This window comes from Stenotrophomonas sp. Marseille-Q5258, assembly GCF_946900935.1.
GTDB lineage: Bacteria > Pseudomonadota > Gammaproteobacteria > Xanthomonadales > Xanthomonadaceae > Stenotrophomonas > Stenotrophomonas nematodicola.
In genome coordinates this window covers 49,382-64,352 of record NZ_CAMPPN010000014.1, presented here as the reverse complement: position 1 = coordinate 64,352, position 14,971 = coordinate 49,382, and the positions used below count along the sequence as shown (strand labels likewise).

The following is a 14,971-nucleotide window of genomic DNA, read 5'->3' as shown; positions in this document are numbered from 1 at the left end:
GGTCAGTCGATGACCATCACCGCGTCGACCTCGAAGTTGGCGCCCTTCGGCAGGCCGGACACTTCGATGGTGGAACGGGCCGGGAACGGGGCCTTGAAGTAGTCCTGCATGACAGCGTTGACCTTGGCGAACTCGCCCAGGTCGGTCAGGTACAGGCCAAGGCGCACGACCTGGTCCAGCGAACCGCCGGCAGCTTCCGCCACGGCCTTGAGGTTGTCGAACGCGCGGCGCGCCTGGGCTTCGACATCACCGGCACCGACGATGTCGCCGGTGGCCGGGTCCAGCGGGATCTGGCCGGAGAAGTACACGGTGTTGCCGGCGCGCACGGCCTGCGAGTAAGGGCCGATGGCGGCAGGCGCCTTTTCGGTGTTGATGATCTGGCGGGACATGGTCGCTCCGGTACTTGGGAAAACAGAGCGGTGATTGTAGCAACCCGGTAGCGCCGGGCCATGCCCGGCGACGTTTGGTTCATGCCGCGCTGCGCGCTCGCCGGGCATGGCCCGGCGCTACCGGTGCACCATCCACTCATGGCCTCCGGGCCGGGCGCATCCGTAGACTGGCTGCTGATTCCTGTGGGACCAAGCCATGGCAAACGTGTTCGACTCCCCCTTCAAGGGCAAGCTGCTGACCGAAATGGTCACCAACCCCAACATCCTCGTCGGCCGCTACAGCTACTACTCCGGCTATTACCACGGGCACGGCTTCGACGACTGCGCGCGCTACCTGCTGCCTGATCGCGACGACGTGGACAAGCTGATCATCGGCAGCTTCTGCTCGATCGGAAGTGGCGTCAGCTTCATCATGGCTGGCAACCAAGGCCACCGGCACGATTGGGCATCGACGTTTCCGTTCTTCTACATGCAGGAAGAGTCGGCCTTTGCCGCGGCCAATGACGCCTTCAGGCCGGCCGGTGACACCGTGATCGGCAACGATGTGTGGATCGGCGCCGAGGCGATGATCCTGCCGGGACTGCGCATTGGCGATGGTGCCGTGATCGGTAGCCGGGCACTGGTGACCCGTGACGTAGCGCCCTACGCCATCGTGGGTGGCAACCCGGCCAAGGTGCTGCGCAGCCGGTTCGAAGCGGAGGACATCGCGCGGTTGCTGGAAATGGCCTGGTGGGAGTGGCCGCTGGCGCAGATCAAGGCGGCGATGCCGTTGCTGACCGCTGGGGATATCGGCGCGCTGCATGCCTACTGGCGCAAACACGTCGCGTGATGTTGCGGGGGTCAGAGCCCTCTCCGTTGGAGAGGCATCCGACCCCGGGTTCGCGTTACTGGCGGCGCACCGACTGCACGACCGACAGGCGGCGCAGGCGCCGCATCACTTCGGCCAGGTGGTTGCGGTCGCGCACCTGCACGTTGAAGCACAGCACGGCCGCGTTGAAGTCGCGGTCCAGGTAGTCCACCCGCTCGATGTTGGAATGGCTCTGGGCGATCGCGGCGGCCAGCTGCGCCAGCACGCCGGTCCCGTTCTCGACCTCGACCACCAGCGAGGTGTCGTAGTCGCCGGACACCGTGGTGTCCCAGCCGATCGGCACCCAGCGTTCGGGCGACTTGCGCAGCTCGGCCAGGTTCGGACAGTCCATGCGGTGGACCACGATGCCCTTGCCGGCGGTGTGGTAGCCCATGATGTCGTCGCCCGGGATCGGCTGGCAGCAGTTGGCGAAGGTGACCACACCGCGCTCGCTGCCGTTGATCAGGATCTTCTCCTGCGAATGCCGGGAATGCGCGCCGCCGCGCAGCTCGGCATAGGCCATCAGCGCCTGCGCGGCCTGGTTGGGCATCCAGTTGCCCAGCGCCACTTCGGCCAGCAATGCCTCCAGGCGCGGATAGCGGTGCTCGGCCAGGAAGGCATCGAGGCGGCCCTTGGGCAGCCGCTCCAGCGAGCTGTCCATCGCCTCCAGCGCGCGGTCCAGCATGCGATGGCCCAGCTGCACGGCGTCTTCGTGTTCGAGCTGTTTGAGCTGGTGGCGGATCGCGGTACGCGCCTTGGAACTGACCACGAACTCCAGCCACTGCGGCTTGGGCGTGGCCGAACGTGCGGTGATCACCTCCACGGTCTGGCCGCTGACCAGCTTGGTGCGCAGGGGAACCAGCTTCTTGTCCACGCGCGAGGCCACCGCCATGTTGCCCACGTCGGTGTGCACGGCATAGGCGAAATCGAGGGCGGTGGAGTTGCGCGGCAAGGCGAGGATCTTGCCCTTCGGGGTGAACAGGTACACCTCGTCCGGGAACAGGTCCACCTTCACGTTGTCGAGGAACTCCAGCGAGGAGCCGGCGGCCCGCTGCGAATCGATCAGCTCCACGATCCATGCATGCGCACGGCTCTGCGCGCTGTTGGGCGAGTCACCGCCGAACTTGTAGGTCCAGTGCGCGGCCACGCCGCGCTCGGCGATCAGATCCATTTCCTCGGTGCGGATCTGCACCTCGATCGGCGAACCATACGGCCCGAACAGCACCGTGTGCAGCGACTGATAGCCGTTGGCCTTGGGGATCGCGATGAAGTCGCGGAAGCGCCCGTCCAGCGGTTTGAAGGTGGCGTGCACCGCGCCCAGCGCGTGATAGCACTGCGGCACGCCGCGCACCACCAGGCGGAAGCCGAACACGTCCATCACCTGGTCGAAGGATTTGTTCTCGTCGCGCATCTTGTTGTAGATGCTCCACGGGGTCTTGATGCGGCTGACCAGGCGGTGCTCCAGCCCTTCCTTGGCCAGGCGCTGGCTCAGCTGCACTTCCACCTGCGCCATCGCCTCGCGGCGGACCACCGGCTGGCTGCGGATGTGCTTTTCCAGGATGGCATGGCGCCACGGATACAGCGCCTTGAAACCCAGGTTCTGCAGCTCGCTCTTGACCAGGCTCATGCCCAGGCGCTGTGCGATCGGGGCGTAGATCTCCAGTGTCTCGCGCGCGATGCGGCCACGCGCTTCGCGGCTCTGCGCGCCCAGTGTGCGCATGTTGTGCAGGCGGTCGGCCAGCTTGATCATGATCACGCGCAGGTCGCGCGACATCGCCAGCAGCATCTTGCGGAAGCTCTCGGCGGCCGCTTCCTGGCGGTCGCGGAACTTCAGCTTGTCCAGCTTGGTGACACCATCCACCAGTTCGGCCACGGCCTCGCCGAATTCGGCGGCCAGTTCTTCGCGGGTGAGCGGGGTGTCTTCGATGGTGTCATGCAGGATCGCGGCGATCAGCGCTTCCACGTCCAGGCCCAGCTCGGCCAGCACCTGCGCCACCGCCACCGGATGGGTGATGTAGGGCTCACCGGATTTACGGGTCTGGCCGGCGTGCGCCGAAGCCCCCACTTCCCAGGCACGGCGCAGCAACGGCAACTGCTCCGGCGGCAGGTAGTGCGCCGCGCGTTCGAGCTGGAGGACATAGTCGGGTACGGCCGCGCCGGGGGGCGAGGCGACCTTGGCAGTGGGGCCTGGATTCATGGTCAGAAGACTATTCCAGCCACGTGATAACGGCAAATTATTGCGTCATGGCCGAACCCTGCCCCTCACATGCAGACAGCCCGCCAAGGGCGGGCTGTCTGGGGCAACAACGATGCATCGCGCGGGCGATCAGTCGTCGTTCTTGGACATGTCTTCGTCGGCAACGACTTCGGCAGCAGCCCATTCCAGTGCTTCACGCTCGGCACGCTCGCGCTCGGCCTTCTCGACTTCGTCGATCAGGGCGTTGTCGATCTTGCGGGCGGCAATCTCGCGCAGCGCCAGCACGGTCGGCTTGTCGTCGGTTTCGCTGTTGTCCAGGGTGGCCTGGACGCCATTGGCCAGCTGACGGGCGCGCTTGGACGCCATCATGACCAGCTCGAAACGGTTGTTCACGACTTCCAGACAATCTTCTACGGTGATGCGGGCCATGCGGGCTCCCGGCAGCCGGCGAGGGCTGCTCAATCGAATGAGGGAAAGGGGACGGATTGTACCGGCGGGGGCTGGACAAAATCAAGCCAACCCGCTACCCGCCCCTTGTGAATCAGTCAGTTGTGGCCGCATCCTGGGTCAGGAGGGCCTGAATCAGGCCCGCATGGCGGACCTTCTGGGCCTCCCGCCGCAGCCGGCTGGCGGTGAAGATGGCACACAGCTCGTCCACGGCGGTCTCGAACACCTCGTTGACGATCACGTAGTCGAAGTCATTGAAATGCAGCATTTCCTCGCGTGCGGCCGCCAGGCGCTGGGCGATCACCGCCTCGCTGTCCTGCCCACGCTTGCGCATGCGGTCTTCCAGGGCCTGCCGGGACGGCGGCAGGATGAATACCGTGACCGTACCGGGCACCAGCTGGCGCACCTGCTGGGCGCCCTGCCAGTCGATCTCCAGCAGCACGTCCTGGCCGGCGGCCAGCTGCGGTTCCACCGACTGCCGGGCAGTGCCCTTCCAGTCGCCGTGCACCCAGGCATGTTCGAAGAAATCGCCGGCGGCGATCATGCGCTCGAACTCCGCGGCACTGACAAAGTGGTAGTGCTCGCCGTTGATCTCGCCGGGGCGGGTCGCACGCGAGGTGAACGAGATCGACAGGGCGATCTGCGGGTCGCGCGCCAGGGTGGCATTGACGATGCTGCTCTTGCCGGCCCCGGAGGGCGCGGCCACGATGTACAGGGTGCCGCGTGCGGGCTCGGCGGTCTGCGTGGGCTGGCTGCTCATTCGATGTTCTGCACCTGTTCGCGGATCTGGTCGATCAGCACCTTCAGTTCGACAGCCGCGTTGGACGTGCGGCTGTCCACGGACTTGGAGCCCAGCGTATTGGCTTCGCGGTTGAACTCCTGCAGCAGGAAGTCCAGGCGGCGGCCGACCGGCTCGCGCTGCGTCAGCACGCGGCGGATCTCCACGATATGGCTGCCGAGGCGGTCCAGCTCCTCGTCCACGTCCAGCTTCTGCAGCCACAGCACCAGTTCCTGCTCGGCGCGACCGGGATCGACCGGATGCGGCAGATCGGCCAGGCGGGCCGACAGCTTGGCGCGCTGGCCCTCGCGGATCAGCGGAATCAGCGTGGTGACCTCGGCGGCGATGCGCTCCACGCCGTCCACGCGCTCCTGGATGGCCGTGGCCAGCTTGTCGCCTTCACGCTCACGCGCGGCCACGAAGCCGTCCAGCGCGGTATCCAGCAGCGCCAGCGCCTCGGCCTGCAGGGCCGCGGCATCGACCGCTTCGCCCTGCATCACGCCCGGCACCTGCAGCAGTTCGGTGAAGCTGACCTGCAGGCTGGGGAACCCGGGCGCCAGGCGCCGGGACAGCTCGCCCAGCTGGGCCAGCAGCGCGTCGTTGACCACCAGCGCACCGGTGACCTCCGGGGCACGCAGGCGCACCACCAGGTCGATCTTGCCGCGGCTGCAACGGGAAGCGACGCGCTCGCGCAGCTGCGGTTCCAACGCACGCAGTTCTTCAGGCAGGCGCACGCCCACCTCCAGGAACCGGTGGTTGACCGAGCGCAGCTCACAGGCCAGCGTGCCCCAGCGGGTGGCGCGCTCGCCGCCGGCATAGGCGGTCATGCTTCGAATCATGCGGGTTTCCGGTGCTCTCAAAGTGCAAATGGTACCCTAGCGGTCTTCTCACGGCCTCCTCGCCCGCCGGTCTCCGGCCCGGGCGCGGTTCCGCATCCCCCGTCCTACCCGGAAGCCAAGCATGTCCGATCCCCGTCCCAGTGGCCGCCAGGCCGACCAGCTGCGCGAAGTGCGCATCGAGCGCGCCTTCACCCGCCATGCCGAAGGCTCGGTGCTGGTCAGCTTCGGTGAGACCCGCGTGCTGTGCACCGCCAGCGTGGAAAACCGCGTGCCGGGTTTCCTGCGCGGCAAGGGCGAGGGCTGGGTGACGGCCGAGTACGGCATGCTGCCGCGTTCGACCCACACCCGTAACGACCGCGAAGCCGCCCGTGGCAAGCAGGGCGGCCGCACGCTGGAGATCCAGCGCCTGATCGGCCGCACCCTGCGCGCCTGCATCGACCGCGGCGCGCTCGGCGAACGCACCATCACCCTGGACTGCGACGTGCTGCAGGCCGACGGCGGCACCCGTACCGCGGCCATCACCGGCGCCTACGTGGCCCTGGTGGACGCGGTGAACTTCCTGCTCAAGCGCGGCGACATCAAGCGCAACCCGATCGTCGGCGCGGTCGCGGCGGTCTCCGTCGGCGTCTACCGCGGCACCCCGGTGCTGGACCTGGACTACGCCGAGGACAGTGACTGCGATACCGACATGAACGTGGTGATGAACGACGGTGGCGGCTTCATCGAGCTGCAGGGCACCGCCGAAGGCCATGCCTTCCGCCGCGACGAACTGGACGCGCTGCTGGCACTGGCCGAGACGGGCATCCAGGCGCTGTTCGCGGCACAGCAGGCCGCCCTGGCGTCGGCATGAACCGGCGCATCGCCCTGACCACGCTGGTGGTGGCCGATTACGATGAGGCCATTGCCTGGTACACCGGCAAGCTCGGCTTCACCCTGATTGACGACATCGACCAGGGCGACAAGCGCTGGGTGGTGGTCGGCCCGACCGACGGCAGCGCCGCCGCCCTGCTGCTGGCCCGCGCCAGCAATGACGAGCAGCGCGCACGCATCGGCAACCAGACCGGGGGCCGCGTCGGTTTCTTCCTGAACACCGATGACTTCCACCGCGATCATGCCGCCATGACCGCGCAGGGCGTGGTGTTCCTCGAACCCCCGCGCGAAGAGGCCTACGCCACCGTCGCGGTGTTCGCCGACCTGTACGGCAACACCTGGGACCTGCTGGAGCCGAAATGAAGACACTGGTACTGGCCAGCGGCAACGCCGGCAAGCTGAAGGAACTGCAGGCCATGCTCGGCGACCTGCCGCTGCAGATCGTGGCGCAGGGCGAGCTGGGCGTGGAGGATGTGCCCGAAACCGGCCTGACCTTCGTCGAGAACGCGCTGATCAAGGCCCGCCATGCGTGCGCCAGCACCGGCCTGCCGGCCCTGGCCGACGACTCCGGCCTGATCGTGGACGCGCTGGATGGCGCGCCCGGCCTGTACAGCGCGCGCTATGCCGGCAGCCCGACCAACGATGCCGCCAACAACGCCAAGCTGCTCGAGGCGATGCGCGATGTACCGGCCGAACGCCGTACCGCGCGCTTCTACGCGGTGATCGTACTGCTGCGCCACGCCAACGACCCGCAACCCGTGATCTGCGAAGGCAGCTGGGAAGGAACCATCATCGATGCGCCACGCGGCAGCAACGGGTTTGGTTACAACCCGGTGTTCCTGGACCCGGTCCGCGGCCTGACCGCGGCGGAGATGGACCCGGCACAGAAGAACGCCATCAGCCATCGGGCCATCGCACTGGCCAGGCTGCGCGGATTCCTCGCCAGCGCATGAGCGACGGGGCGCGCCGCGAGTTCCATGCGAACGGACGCAGCTTCCAGGTGCTGCTCGCCCTGCTGATGCTGGGCGTCCTGGTCGTGATGGGCGGTACGTCCCTGCTCGGATCGGACAGCAGCGACCCGGCGCATCGGACCCCGTGGGGCTTCCTGTTCGGCCTGGTCGGCAGCATGTGGCTCCTGCTCGGCGTCCTGTTCGCGGTAATGAGCCGGCAACGCGTGGTCATCGGGACCGATGGCCATATCGAGGTCAAAAGCGTGCTCAATGGCTTCCGCACGCGGCGCTTCCATGTCCGTGAGGTGGCCGCGCTGCACTATGGCAACTGGCAACACAGCACCCAGTCGGTGGTCAGCGAACTGGGCGTGGCCCTGCGCCCCGCTCCACACCGGCAGTGGCAGCATGTGCGGGTGATGAACACGCACGTGGCCGACGGGGGTGCGCTGGCACTGTTCCGCGCCATCGCCGCTGCGGTGCACGCCGCCCAGCCCGAGCTCTCCCTTCCCCGCGAACTGGCGCCTGACAACGGCGCCCTCTCCCCGAGCCACGCCGCACGGCAACGTCCATGAACACCCCCTGCAATCACCTCCCCGGCGAAGCCTGCACCGACCACGACCACGATCACGATCATGAGGCGCGGCTGGTCCCGCCGCCGCTGTCGCTGTACGTGCACCTGCCCTGGTGCGTGCGCAAATGTCCGTACTGCGATTTCAACTCGCATGCGGCCAAGGGCGAACTGCCGTTCGACGCCTATATCGATGCGCTGATCCGCGACCTGGACCAGGACCTGCCACTGGTCTGGGGCCGGGTGGTCAACAGCGTGTTCTTCGGTGGCGGCACGCCCAGCCTGTTTCCACCGGACGCGATCGACCGCTTCCTGCAGGCAGCGGCTGCGCGGCTGCGCTTCGCACCGAATCTGGAAGTCACCCTGGAAACCAATCCGGGCACCGCCGAGCACGGCCGTTTCGACCGCTACCGCGCGGCCGGCGTGAACCGCATCAGCTTCGGCATCCAGACCTTCAACGACGAGGCGCTCAAGCGCCTGGGCCGCATCCACGACAGCGGCGAGGCCGAGCGCGCGGTCAAGCTGGCGCAGGACGCCGGCTACGACAACTTCAACATCGACCTGATGTACGCGTTGCCGCAGCAGACTCTGGGCCAGGCCGAGCACGACCTGGAACGCGCGTTCGCGCTGCAGCCCACGCATCTGTCGCATTACCAGCTCACCCTGGAGCCCAATACGGTGTTCTTCGCCCGGCCGCCGCAGGGCATCCCGGACGAGGATTCGGCGTGGGACATCCAGGAGCACTGTCAGCGTCTGCTGGCCGACGCCGGCTATGCGCAGTACGAGGTCAGCGCCTATGCGCGGCCGGGACGGCAGAGTGCGCACAACCTGAACTACTGGCGTTTCGGCGATTACCTGGGCATCGGCGCCGGCGCGCACGGCAAGATCAGCAGCGGCGCCGGGCAGAACGTGCTGCGCCGCTGGAAGCACAAGCATCCGCAGACGTTCATGGAGACCGCCGGCACGGCCGCATCGATCGGCGGCGACGACATCATCGATGCCGACCGCCTGCCCTTCGAATACATGCTCAACCTGTTGCGCCTGCACGAAGGGTTTGGCCTGCGCGATTTCGAATCGCGCACCGGGTTGGCGCGGGCACAGATAGCCGCACCGTTGCAGACTGCAGTGGCGCGCGGGTGGATGACCATGACAGGCGACCATGCGCAGCCCACCGAACTGGGCCGGCGCTTCACCAACGACGTCGTCGAACTGTTCCTCCCCTGACGCCGGGTTCTTCCCGGTTTGTTGCAGGTGGCATGGACCACACGGAACGCAGCCGGGCAGCACCCGGCTCCGTGGCGGCCCGCGGCCGGGGCGCCTTCACGCACCGTGTGGCGGCAAACCGGGGAAACCGTTAGATTCCGGGTACTCAGGGGAGCCGGAACCACCACGGATGTCTGCGTCCGCACCTTCATCGTTTCAGGCCGACAGCGCGCGCTTTGCCAGCGTCGATGCGCCGCCGCGCGTGCGCCGGCTGCTGGCCGCCCTGCACGCGCAGGCGGTACAGACGCTGAGCAACCCGCTCAAGCTGACCATCGTCGAGCTGGAGCGTGAGTTGTTCCGCGATGCGGAACGCGCACGCAACAGCCAGATCCAGGCCGACATCTACGCCCAGGCGCGGCAGCTGCACGAGGTGAACGCCCTGTTCGCGCCGCGCTTCCTGGCCGCCCTGGCCGACGCGCTGGCGCAGCTGCGCCAGCCGCGACAGGCACACCGCCCGGTGGCCGCCGCCACGCCGGTGTCGGCCAATACCCTCACCCTGGTCACCGATACCGACATCGACCGCGATATCGTGCTGGCCGACATCACCCGGCGCGAAGCCCAGCGGTCGGCCAGCGCGCTGCAGCTGCTGGGCCAGCGCTTCGGCGTCCTCGCGGCCGGCCCGGCGTTCGACGTGGAAGATCTGCCCTTCGGCCCGTACGTGCTGTGCCGGATCGCGCGCGAGCTGGGCGAACAGTTCTCGCTGGGGCTGGAGACCCAGCTGGCCTTGTTCCGTGTGTTCGACCGCCAGCTGATCGAGCGTCTCGGCGAGCTGCTGGAGCGCGCCAACATCCTGCTCGGCCACGAAGGCGTGCTCCCCGGCCTGGTCTATACCCCGTATCTGGCCCGTTCGGCGACCACCCGCCGCATTGTCACCGGCGCCGAGCGTGGGTCGCCCGCCCGTGCCGGCGGCGCCGGCGCGCGGCCGCTGACCGGCTGGGGCGGTGCCACGCCCGCCGGTGCCTGGGCGGCCATGACCAGCGAAGCGATGGCGGCCCTGCCACGTTCGCTGCAGAACGCCACGCTCGCACCGATGACCGCCGCAGGGGCCGGTGCAGCGGTACCGGCATCCGCTGGCACCGGTGCGGCCGGTCCGGATCTCACGGCACCGGCGATGGCGGCCCTGCACCAGTTGCTGGGCGCCGCGCGCCAGGCCAACGCCGGGGCAGCACCTGCGGACGGCGGCGGTGCCGCGACGCCGGGCGGACCGGCCACGGCGGGTGCGCCCGGTTCCGCCTCCCAGCTTCCCGCGCAACCGGCGCCAGCCAGCACCGCCGTTCCGATTCCGGACGAGGCCCTGCAGGCCACCCTGGCACGCCTGCAGGGCCAGACCGCACACGCGGCGGGCACCCGCCGCAGCATGGCCGACCTGCACAACGCGCTGCTGGCCCAGGTACGCGCCGACCACGGGCCGCAGGCAGCGCTGACCATCAAGGACAACGACACCTTCGACCTGCTGGACATGCTCTACGGGCAGATCCAGCGCGAAGTCCGCCATGACGCGGCCGCCGCCGACCTGCTGACCCGTCTGCAGGTGCCGGTGGCGCGCGCAGCGCTGTCCGACCCCGCCTTCTTCGTGCGCGACCAGCACCCGGCCCGCGAACTGCTCAATGCCGTGGCCGAAGCAGGGGCCACCTGGCTGGGCGAGGAGGATGTCGATCCGCAGCTGGTGGCCAAGCTCAGCCACGCCGTCGACCAGGTGGTACAGAACTACAAGGGCGACACGGCGGTATTCGACGCTGCCAACGACGACATCCAGCAGCATTTCCGCGCACTGGCGCACAAAGCCGAACTGGCCGAACGCCGGCACGTGGAGGCGGCACGCGGCAAAGAGCGCCTGGAATCGGCCAAGCAGCAGGCCAGCGCCAGCATCGAGCAGCTGTGCGCGCAGGCCGCGCCGCCGCGCTTCGTGCAGTCCCTGCTCAAGCAGGCCTGGTCGGACACCCTGACCCTGACCCTGCTGCGCCACGGCGAGGAGTCGCCACAGTGGCAGCAGCGCCAGGAGGAAACAGCCCGCATCGCCGCCATCACCTGCCAGCCGCCGGGCGCTGCGGACAGCGACACCGCGCTGGGTGAGCAGGTCGAAGCCGCGCTGCTGCAGGTGGGGTACCACCAGGACGAGGCCGCCGCGATCGCCCGCCGGCTGTCCACGCCCGGTGGCGAGGATGACAGCACGTCGCGGACCGAACTGACCGCGCGCCTGAAAGCGCGCACCCGCCTCGGCGAACAGGCCGACAGCGCCGACCCGCGCAAGGTCGCACCGCTGGCGCGCAGCACGGCCGAGGAAGACTGCTACCGCCAGCTGCGCACGCTGCCGTTCGGCACCTGGTTCGAGTTCACCACCAACCAGCAAGGTGACGTGCGCCGCCAGCGCCTGTCCTGGTACAGCCTGGTCACCGACAACGCATTGTTCGTCACGCCGCGTGGGCAGAAGGCCGGCGAGCACTCGCTCGACGCCCTTGCCCGCCTGATGGCGCACGGCCAGGCGCGCATCGTCACCGAAGACAAGGGCCGGCTTATCGACCGCGCCTGGCAGGCCACCCTGCGCACCCTGCGCTCGCTGGCAGGCGTCGGCACCCCGGAGGCATCGGCATGAATACCCCCGACACGCGACGCGCGCCCCGCCGCCAGGTGGCCGAGCTGGTGCCGGTCACCGACTGCATGGCCGAGACCATTATCGGCCGCCTCGGCAACGTCTCCGAAACCGGCATGCTGATGCTGGCCTCCGTACCGATGCACGAGGATGCCCTGTACCAGCTGCAGTTCGCCATTCCCGGGCCGCACGGCCAGCCGCGCGTGCTCGATGTGGGCGCGCACCTGCTGTGGAGCGAACAGACCCATGCGCCCGGCCAGGCCTGGGTGGGCTTCCGCTTCCTGACACTGAGCCGCGAACACCGCGAACAGCTGCGCGACTGGATCGCGCAGGAATCTTCGGCAGTGTGAGTGCCGGTTCCGGCACAGCGCCGCCGGCGCGATTGCGGCAGAATCAGGGGCTGCACTCCGCACTGTCGAACGAGCCCCCGTGATGAACCAGCCAGACCTCGGCGCCCTGTATTCCCACCACATCGGCGTGCTGTGCCGGCGCGCGGATGAAGCGCTGGCGCGCGGCGGTTTCGACCACCTGGTGATTCCCAGCGGCACCCAGCACTACCAGGCGTTCGACGACCGCGACTATCCGTATGCGGTCAACCCGAACTTCAAAGCCTGGCTGCCGCTGACCAAGGTCCCCAACAGCTGGCTGGTGTACACCCCGGGCAAGCGCCCCACGGTGATTTTCCACCAGCCGTTCGACTACTGGCACGTGGTGCCCGACGCGCCCAACGGCTGGTGGGTGGAGCATGTGGACATCGCGATCATCCGCACCCCCGAGGAAGCGCTGACGCTGCTGCCCAGGGACATCGCGCGCTGCGCGATCCTCGGTGAGCCGCAGAGCGCGCTGGGTACCGTGGTGCCGAACAACCCCGAGCCGGTATTGAGCTACCTGGACTGGCACCGCGCCAGCAAGACGCCGTATGAAATCGCGTTGATGCGCCAGGCCCAGCGCCTCGGCGTGCGCGGCCACCGCGCTGCCGAAGCCGCCTTCCGCTCCGGCGCCAGCGAGTTCGAGATCCACATGGCGTACTGCCGTGCGGTAGGCCAGGACGCCAATGAACTGCCCTACGGCAACATCATCGGTCTCAACGAACACGCCGCGGTACTGCATTACACCGACCTGGGGCGCACCGCACCGCAGCCGCTGCGCAGCTTCCTGATCGATGCCGGCGCCAGCGCGCACGGTTATGCCAGCGACATCACCCGCACCTATGCGGCCGCCGGCCACGACGAGTTCCAGGCGATGATCGACGCGGTCGACACCGCGCAGCAGGTCATGTGCGCCGGGGTGCGTGCGGGCGTGGACTACAAGCAGCTGCACATCGACGCGCACCTGTCGCTGATGGGCATCCTCAAGGACGTCGGCGTGCTCAAGGTGTCTGCCGAGGCCGCCCTGGCCACCGGCGTCAGCGCCGCGTTCTTCCCGCACGGCCTGGGTCATCTGATCGGCCTGCAGGTGCACGATGTCGCCGGCTTCGCCGCCAGCGACCGCGGCGGCCGCGTCGAACGCCCGCAGGGCCACCCCTACCTGCGCCTGACCCGCGTGCTGGAGCCGGGCATGGTGGTCACCATCGAGCCGGGCCTCTACTTCATCGACATGCTGCTGGACGAAGTGAAGCAGGCCGGCAACGCCGACAGCATCGACTGGGGCCGCGTGGACTTCTTCCGCCCGTATGGCGGCATCCGTATCGAAGACGAGGTGCTGTGCACCGACGGCGACGCCGACAACCTCACCCGCCCTGCCTTCGCCGCCGCGGATTGACCAGCCGCGGGTAGAGCCGACCGCTGGTCGGCTATCGCGCGCAACGCGGGGTGTCGCGATGCCGGCGCGGAGAGCAGCCGACCAGAGGTCGGCTGTGCGGGGCGATGCGGCGTTGATCGGCAACGCCGCGCCCCGGGCCGGCTCAGCGCGCGGCCATCTCCGCTTCGATCTCGTCCGCGCTGCGCGCCAAGGCGGCGGTCAGCACCTGGTGGCCGTTGTCGGTGATCAGCACATCGTCCTCGGTGCGGATGCCGATGCCACGCCAGCGCGCCTCCACGGTGCGATCATCGACCGAGACATACAGACCCGGCTCGATGGTGAACACCATGCCCGGTTCCAGCATCCGCGAGTCGCCAGCCAGGCGGTAATCGCCGACATCATGTACATCCAGCCCCAGCCAATGGCCGGTCTTGTGCCGGTAAAAGCGCTGGTAATGACCCTCGGCGATGTTCTCTTCCAGGCTGCCCTTCAGCAGTCCCAGCCGCAGCAGGCCTTCGGTGAGCGTTTCCACCGCCGCCAGGTGCCCGGCCTCGTACGCCTGGCCCGGGCGCGCCTGGGCCAACGCGGCCGCCTGCGCCGCGCCCACCAGATCGTGCAGCGCACGCTGTTCGGGCGTGAAACGGCCGTTGACCGGGAAAGTCCGCGTGATGTCGCTGGCATACCCGCGGTACTCGGCGCCGGCGTCGATCAGGACCAGATCACCGTCGCGGCTGCAGGCAGTGTTGTCGCGGTAATGCAGGATGCAGGCGTTGGCGCCGGCCCCGACAATGCTGCCGTACGCGGCCCAGGCATCGTTGGCGCGGAACTGGCGTTCCAGGTCGGCCTGCAGCTCGTACTCGTGGATGCCTGGCCGCGCCACCCGCATCGCGACGCGATGCGCCTGCACGCTGATGTCCGCCGCGCGCTGCATCAAGGCGATCTCGGCCGCAGACTTGAACAGGCGCTGCTCATGCAGCAGGTGGCCCAGCTCCAGGAACTCGTGCGGCGGCTGGGCGCCATGACGGACCTGGGAGCGCACGCGGTTGACCCAGCCGATCAGCTTGAGGTCGAACTCCGCATCACGGCCGAAGTGGTAATACACCCGCGAACGGCCCTCGAGCAGGCCCGGCAGGATGTCGTCCAGATCGTCGATCGGGTACGCATCGTCCATGCCGTAGCGCGACACCGCGCCCTCCTGGCCGGCGCGTGCGCCATCCCAGGCCTCGCGGTCGGCATCGCGCTCGCGGCAGAACAGGATCACCTCGCCGTGGCGGCGCCCGGGGATCAGCACCAGCACCGCCTCCGGCTCGGGAAAGCCGGACAGGTACCAGAAATCCGAGTCCTGGCGGAACGGATAGTGGGTATCCAGGCTGCGCACGCGCTCGGCGGCGGCCGGCAGCACCAGGATCGCGTCGTCGCCGGCCATTTCCATCAACTGGCGGCGGCGACGGGTGTATTCGGCGGCGGAGATGCCGGTCAGCTGCCGGATATCC

The 14,971-nt window shown here is 68.5% G+C and carries 15 protein-coding genes; 9 read left to right on the top strand and 6 right to left on the bottom strand.

Annotated elements, in window-relative coordinates; genetic code table 11:
• Nucleotides 1–2: 2 nt before the first annotated feature.
• The gene (locus OC534_RS10980; protein WP_136002973.1) at nt 3–389 is read right to left on the bottom strand and encodes a RidA family protein; all 387 of its coding nucleotides are present in this window, start codon (nt 387–389) and stop codon (nt 3–5) included.
• A 196-nt stretch (nt 390–585) separates the two neighbouring features.
• On the opposite strand from OC534_RS10980, the gene catB reads away from it, so the two are divergent.
• Complete coding sequence (gene catB / locus OC534_RS10975; protein WP_136002972.1) at nt 586–1,218, top strand: type B chloramphenicol O-acetyltransferase; 633 nt, start codon at nt 586–588, stop codon at nt 1,216–1,218.
• Nucleotides 1,219–1,273: 55 nt separating this feature from the next.
• On the opposite strand, the gene OC534_RS10970 is transcribed toward catB, so the two are convergent.
• The 4 genes from OC534_RS10970 to OC534_RS10955 form a co-directional block, all read right to left on the bottom strand.
• Complete coding sequence (locus tag OC534_RS10970) at nt 1,274–3,433, bottom strand: bifunctional (p)ppGpp synthetase/guanosine-3',5'-bis(diphosphate) 3'-pyrophosphohydrolase (RefSeq protein WP_017357260.1); 2,160 nt, start codon at nt 3,431–3,433, stop codon at nt 1,274–1,276.
• A gap of 129 nt (nt 3,434–3,562) precedes the next feature.
• Nucleotides 3,563–3,862, bottom strand: coding sequence for a DNA-directed RNA polymerase subunit omega (rpoZ, locus tag OC534_RS10965; RefSeq protein ID WP_017357259.1), 300 nt, complete (start codon nt 3,860–3,862; stop codon nt 3,563–3,565).
• A gap of 112 nt (nt 3,863–3,974) precedes the next feature.
• Nucleotides 3,975–4,640, bottom strand: coding sequence for a guanylate kinase (gmk, locus tag OC534_RS10960; protein WP_153164720.1), 666 nt, complete (start codon nt 4,638–4,640; stop codon nt 3,975–3,977).
• Nucleotides 4,637–5,497 (bottom strand): YicC/YloC family endoribonuclease, encoded by an 861-nt coding sequence (locus OC534_RS10955; protein WP_017357257.1) that lies wholly within the window; start codon nt 5,495–5,497, stop codon nt 4,637–4,639. Before OC534_RS10955 ends, gmk begins: the two co-directional genes overlap by 4 nt.
• 121 nt (nt 5,498–5,618) lie before the next feature.
• On the opposite strand from OC534_RS10955, the gene rph reads away from it, so the two are divergent.
• The 8 genes from rph (at nt 5,619) to pepQ (ending at nt 13,499) form a co-directional block, all read left to right on the top strand.
• Entirely contained in the window at nt 5,619–6,347 is a 729-nt protein-coding gene (gene rph / locus OC534_RS10950) for a ribonuclease PH (RefSeq protein ID WP_017357240.1), read from the top strand.
• Nucleotides 6,344–6,730 carry a VOC family protein gene (locus OC534_RS10945; protein WP_017357241.1) on the top strand — a complete coding sequence of 129 codons (387 nt, stop codon included), beginning with the start codon at nt 6,344–6,346 and terminating at the stop codon, nt 6,728–6,730. Before rph ends, OC534_RS10945 begins: the two co-directional genes overlap by 4 nt.
• On the top strand, nt 6,727–7,320 hold the full coding sequence (gene rdgB, locus OC534_RS10940; protein WP_165699781.1) for an RdgB/HAM1 family non-canonical purine NTP pyrophosphatase: 594 nt from the start codon (nt 6,727–6,729) through the stop codon (nt 7,318–7,320). The genes OC534_RS10945 and rdgB overlap by 4 nt, the downstream gene beginning before the upstream one ends.
• Entirely contained in the window at nt 7,317–7,889 is a 573-nt protein-coding gene (locus OC534_RS10935; protein WP_153164722.1) for a hypothetical protein, read from the top strand. Before rdgB ends, OC534_RS10935 begins: the two co-directional genes overlap by 4 nt.
• A complete protein-coding gene (gene hemW, locus OC534_RS10930) occupies nt 7,886–9,109 on the top strand; it encodes a radical SAM family heme chaperone HemW (RefSeq protein ID WP_229296483.1) in 1,224 nt (407 codons plus the stop codon). Before OC534_RS10935 ends, hemW begins: the two co-directional genes overlap by 4 nt.
• 169 nt (nt 9,110–9,278) lie before the next feature.
• Nucleotides 9,279–11,741, top strand: a complete 2,463-nt coding sequence (locus OC534_RS10925; RefSeq protein WP_262071781.1) for a DUF1631 domain-containing protein — start codon at nt 9,279–9,281, stop codon at nt 11,739–11,741.
• Nucleotides 11,738–12,088, top strand: a complete 351-nt coding sequence (locus OC534_RS10920; RefSeq protein WP_153164723.1) for a PilZ domain-containing protein — start codon at nt 11,738–11,740, stop codon at nt 12,086–12,088. Before OC534_RS10925 ends, OC534_RS10920 begins: the two co-directional genes overlap by 4 nt.
• 82 nt (nt 12,089–12,170) lie before the next feature.
• Nucleotides 12,171–13,499 (top strand): Xaa-Pro dipeptidase, encoded by a 1,329-nt coding sequence (pepQ, locus tag OC534_RS10915; RefSeq protein WP_262071780.1) that lies wholly within the window; start codon nt 12,171–12,173, stop codon nt 13,497–13,499.
• Nucleotides 13,500–13,641: 142 nt separating this feature from the next.
• On the opposite strand, the gene OC534_RS10910 is transcribed toward pepQ, so the two are convergent.
• Nucleotides 13,642–14,967 carry an aminopeptidase P N-terminal domain-containing protein gene (locus OC534_RS10910; RefSeq protein WP_165699792.1) on the bottom strand — a complete coding sequence of 442 codons (1,326 nt, stop codon included), beginning with the start codon at nt 14,965–14,967 and terminating at the stop codon, nt 13,642–13,644.
• Between the last annotated feature and the right edge of the window lie 4 nt (nt 14,968–14,971).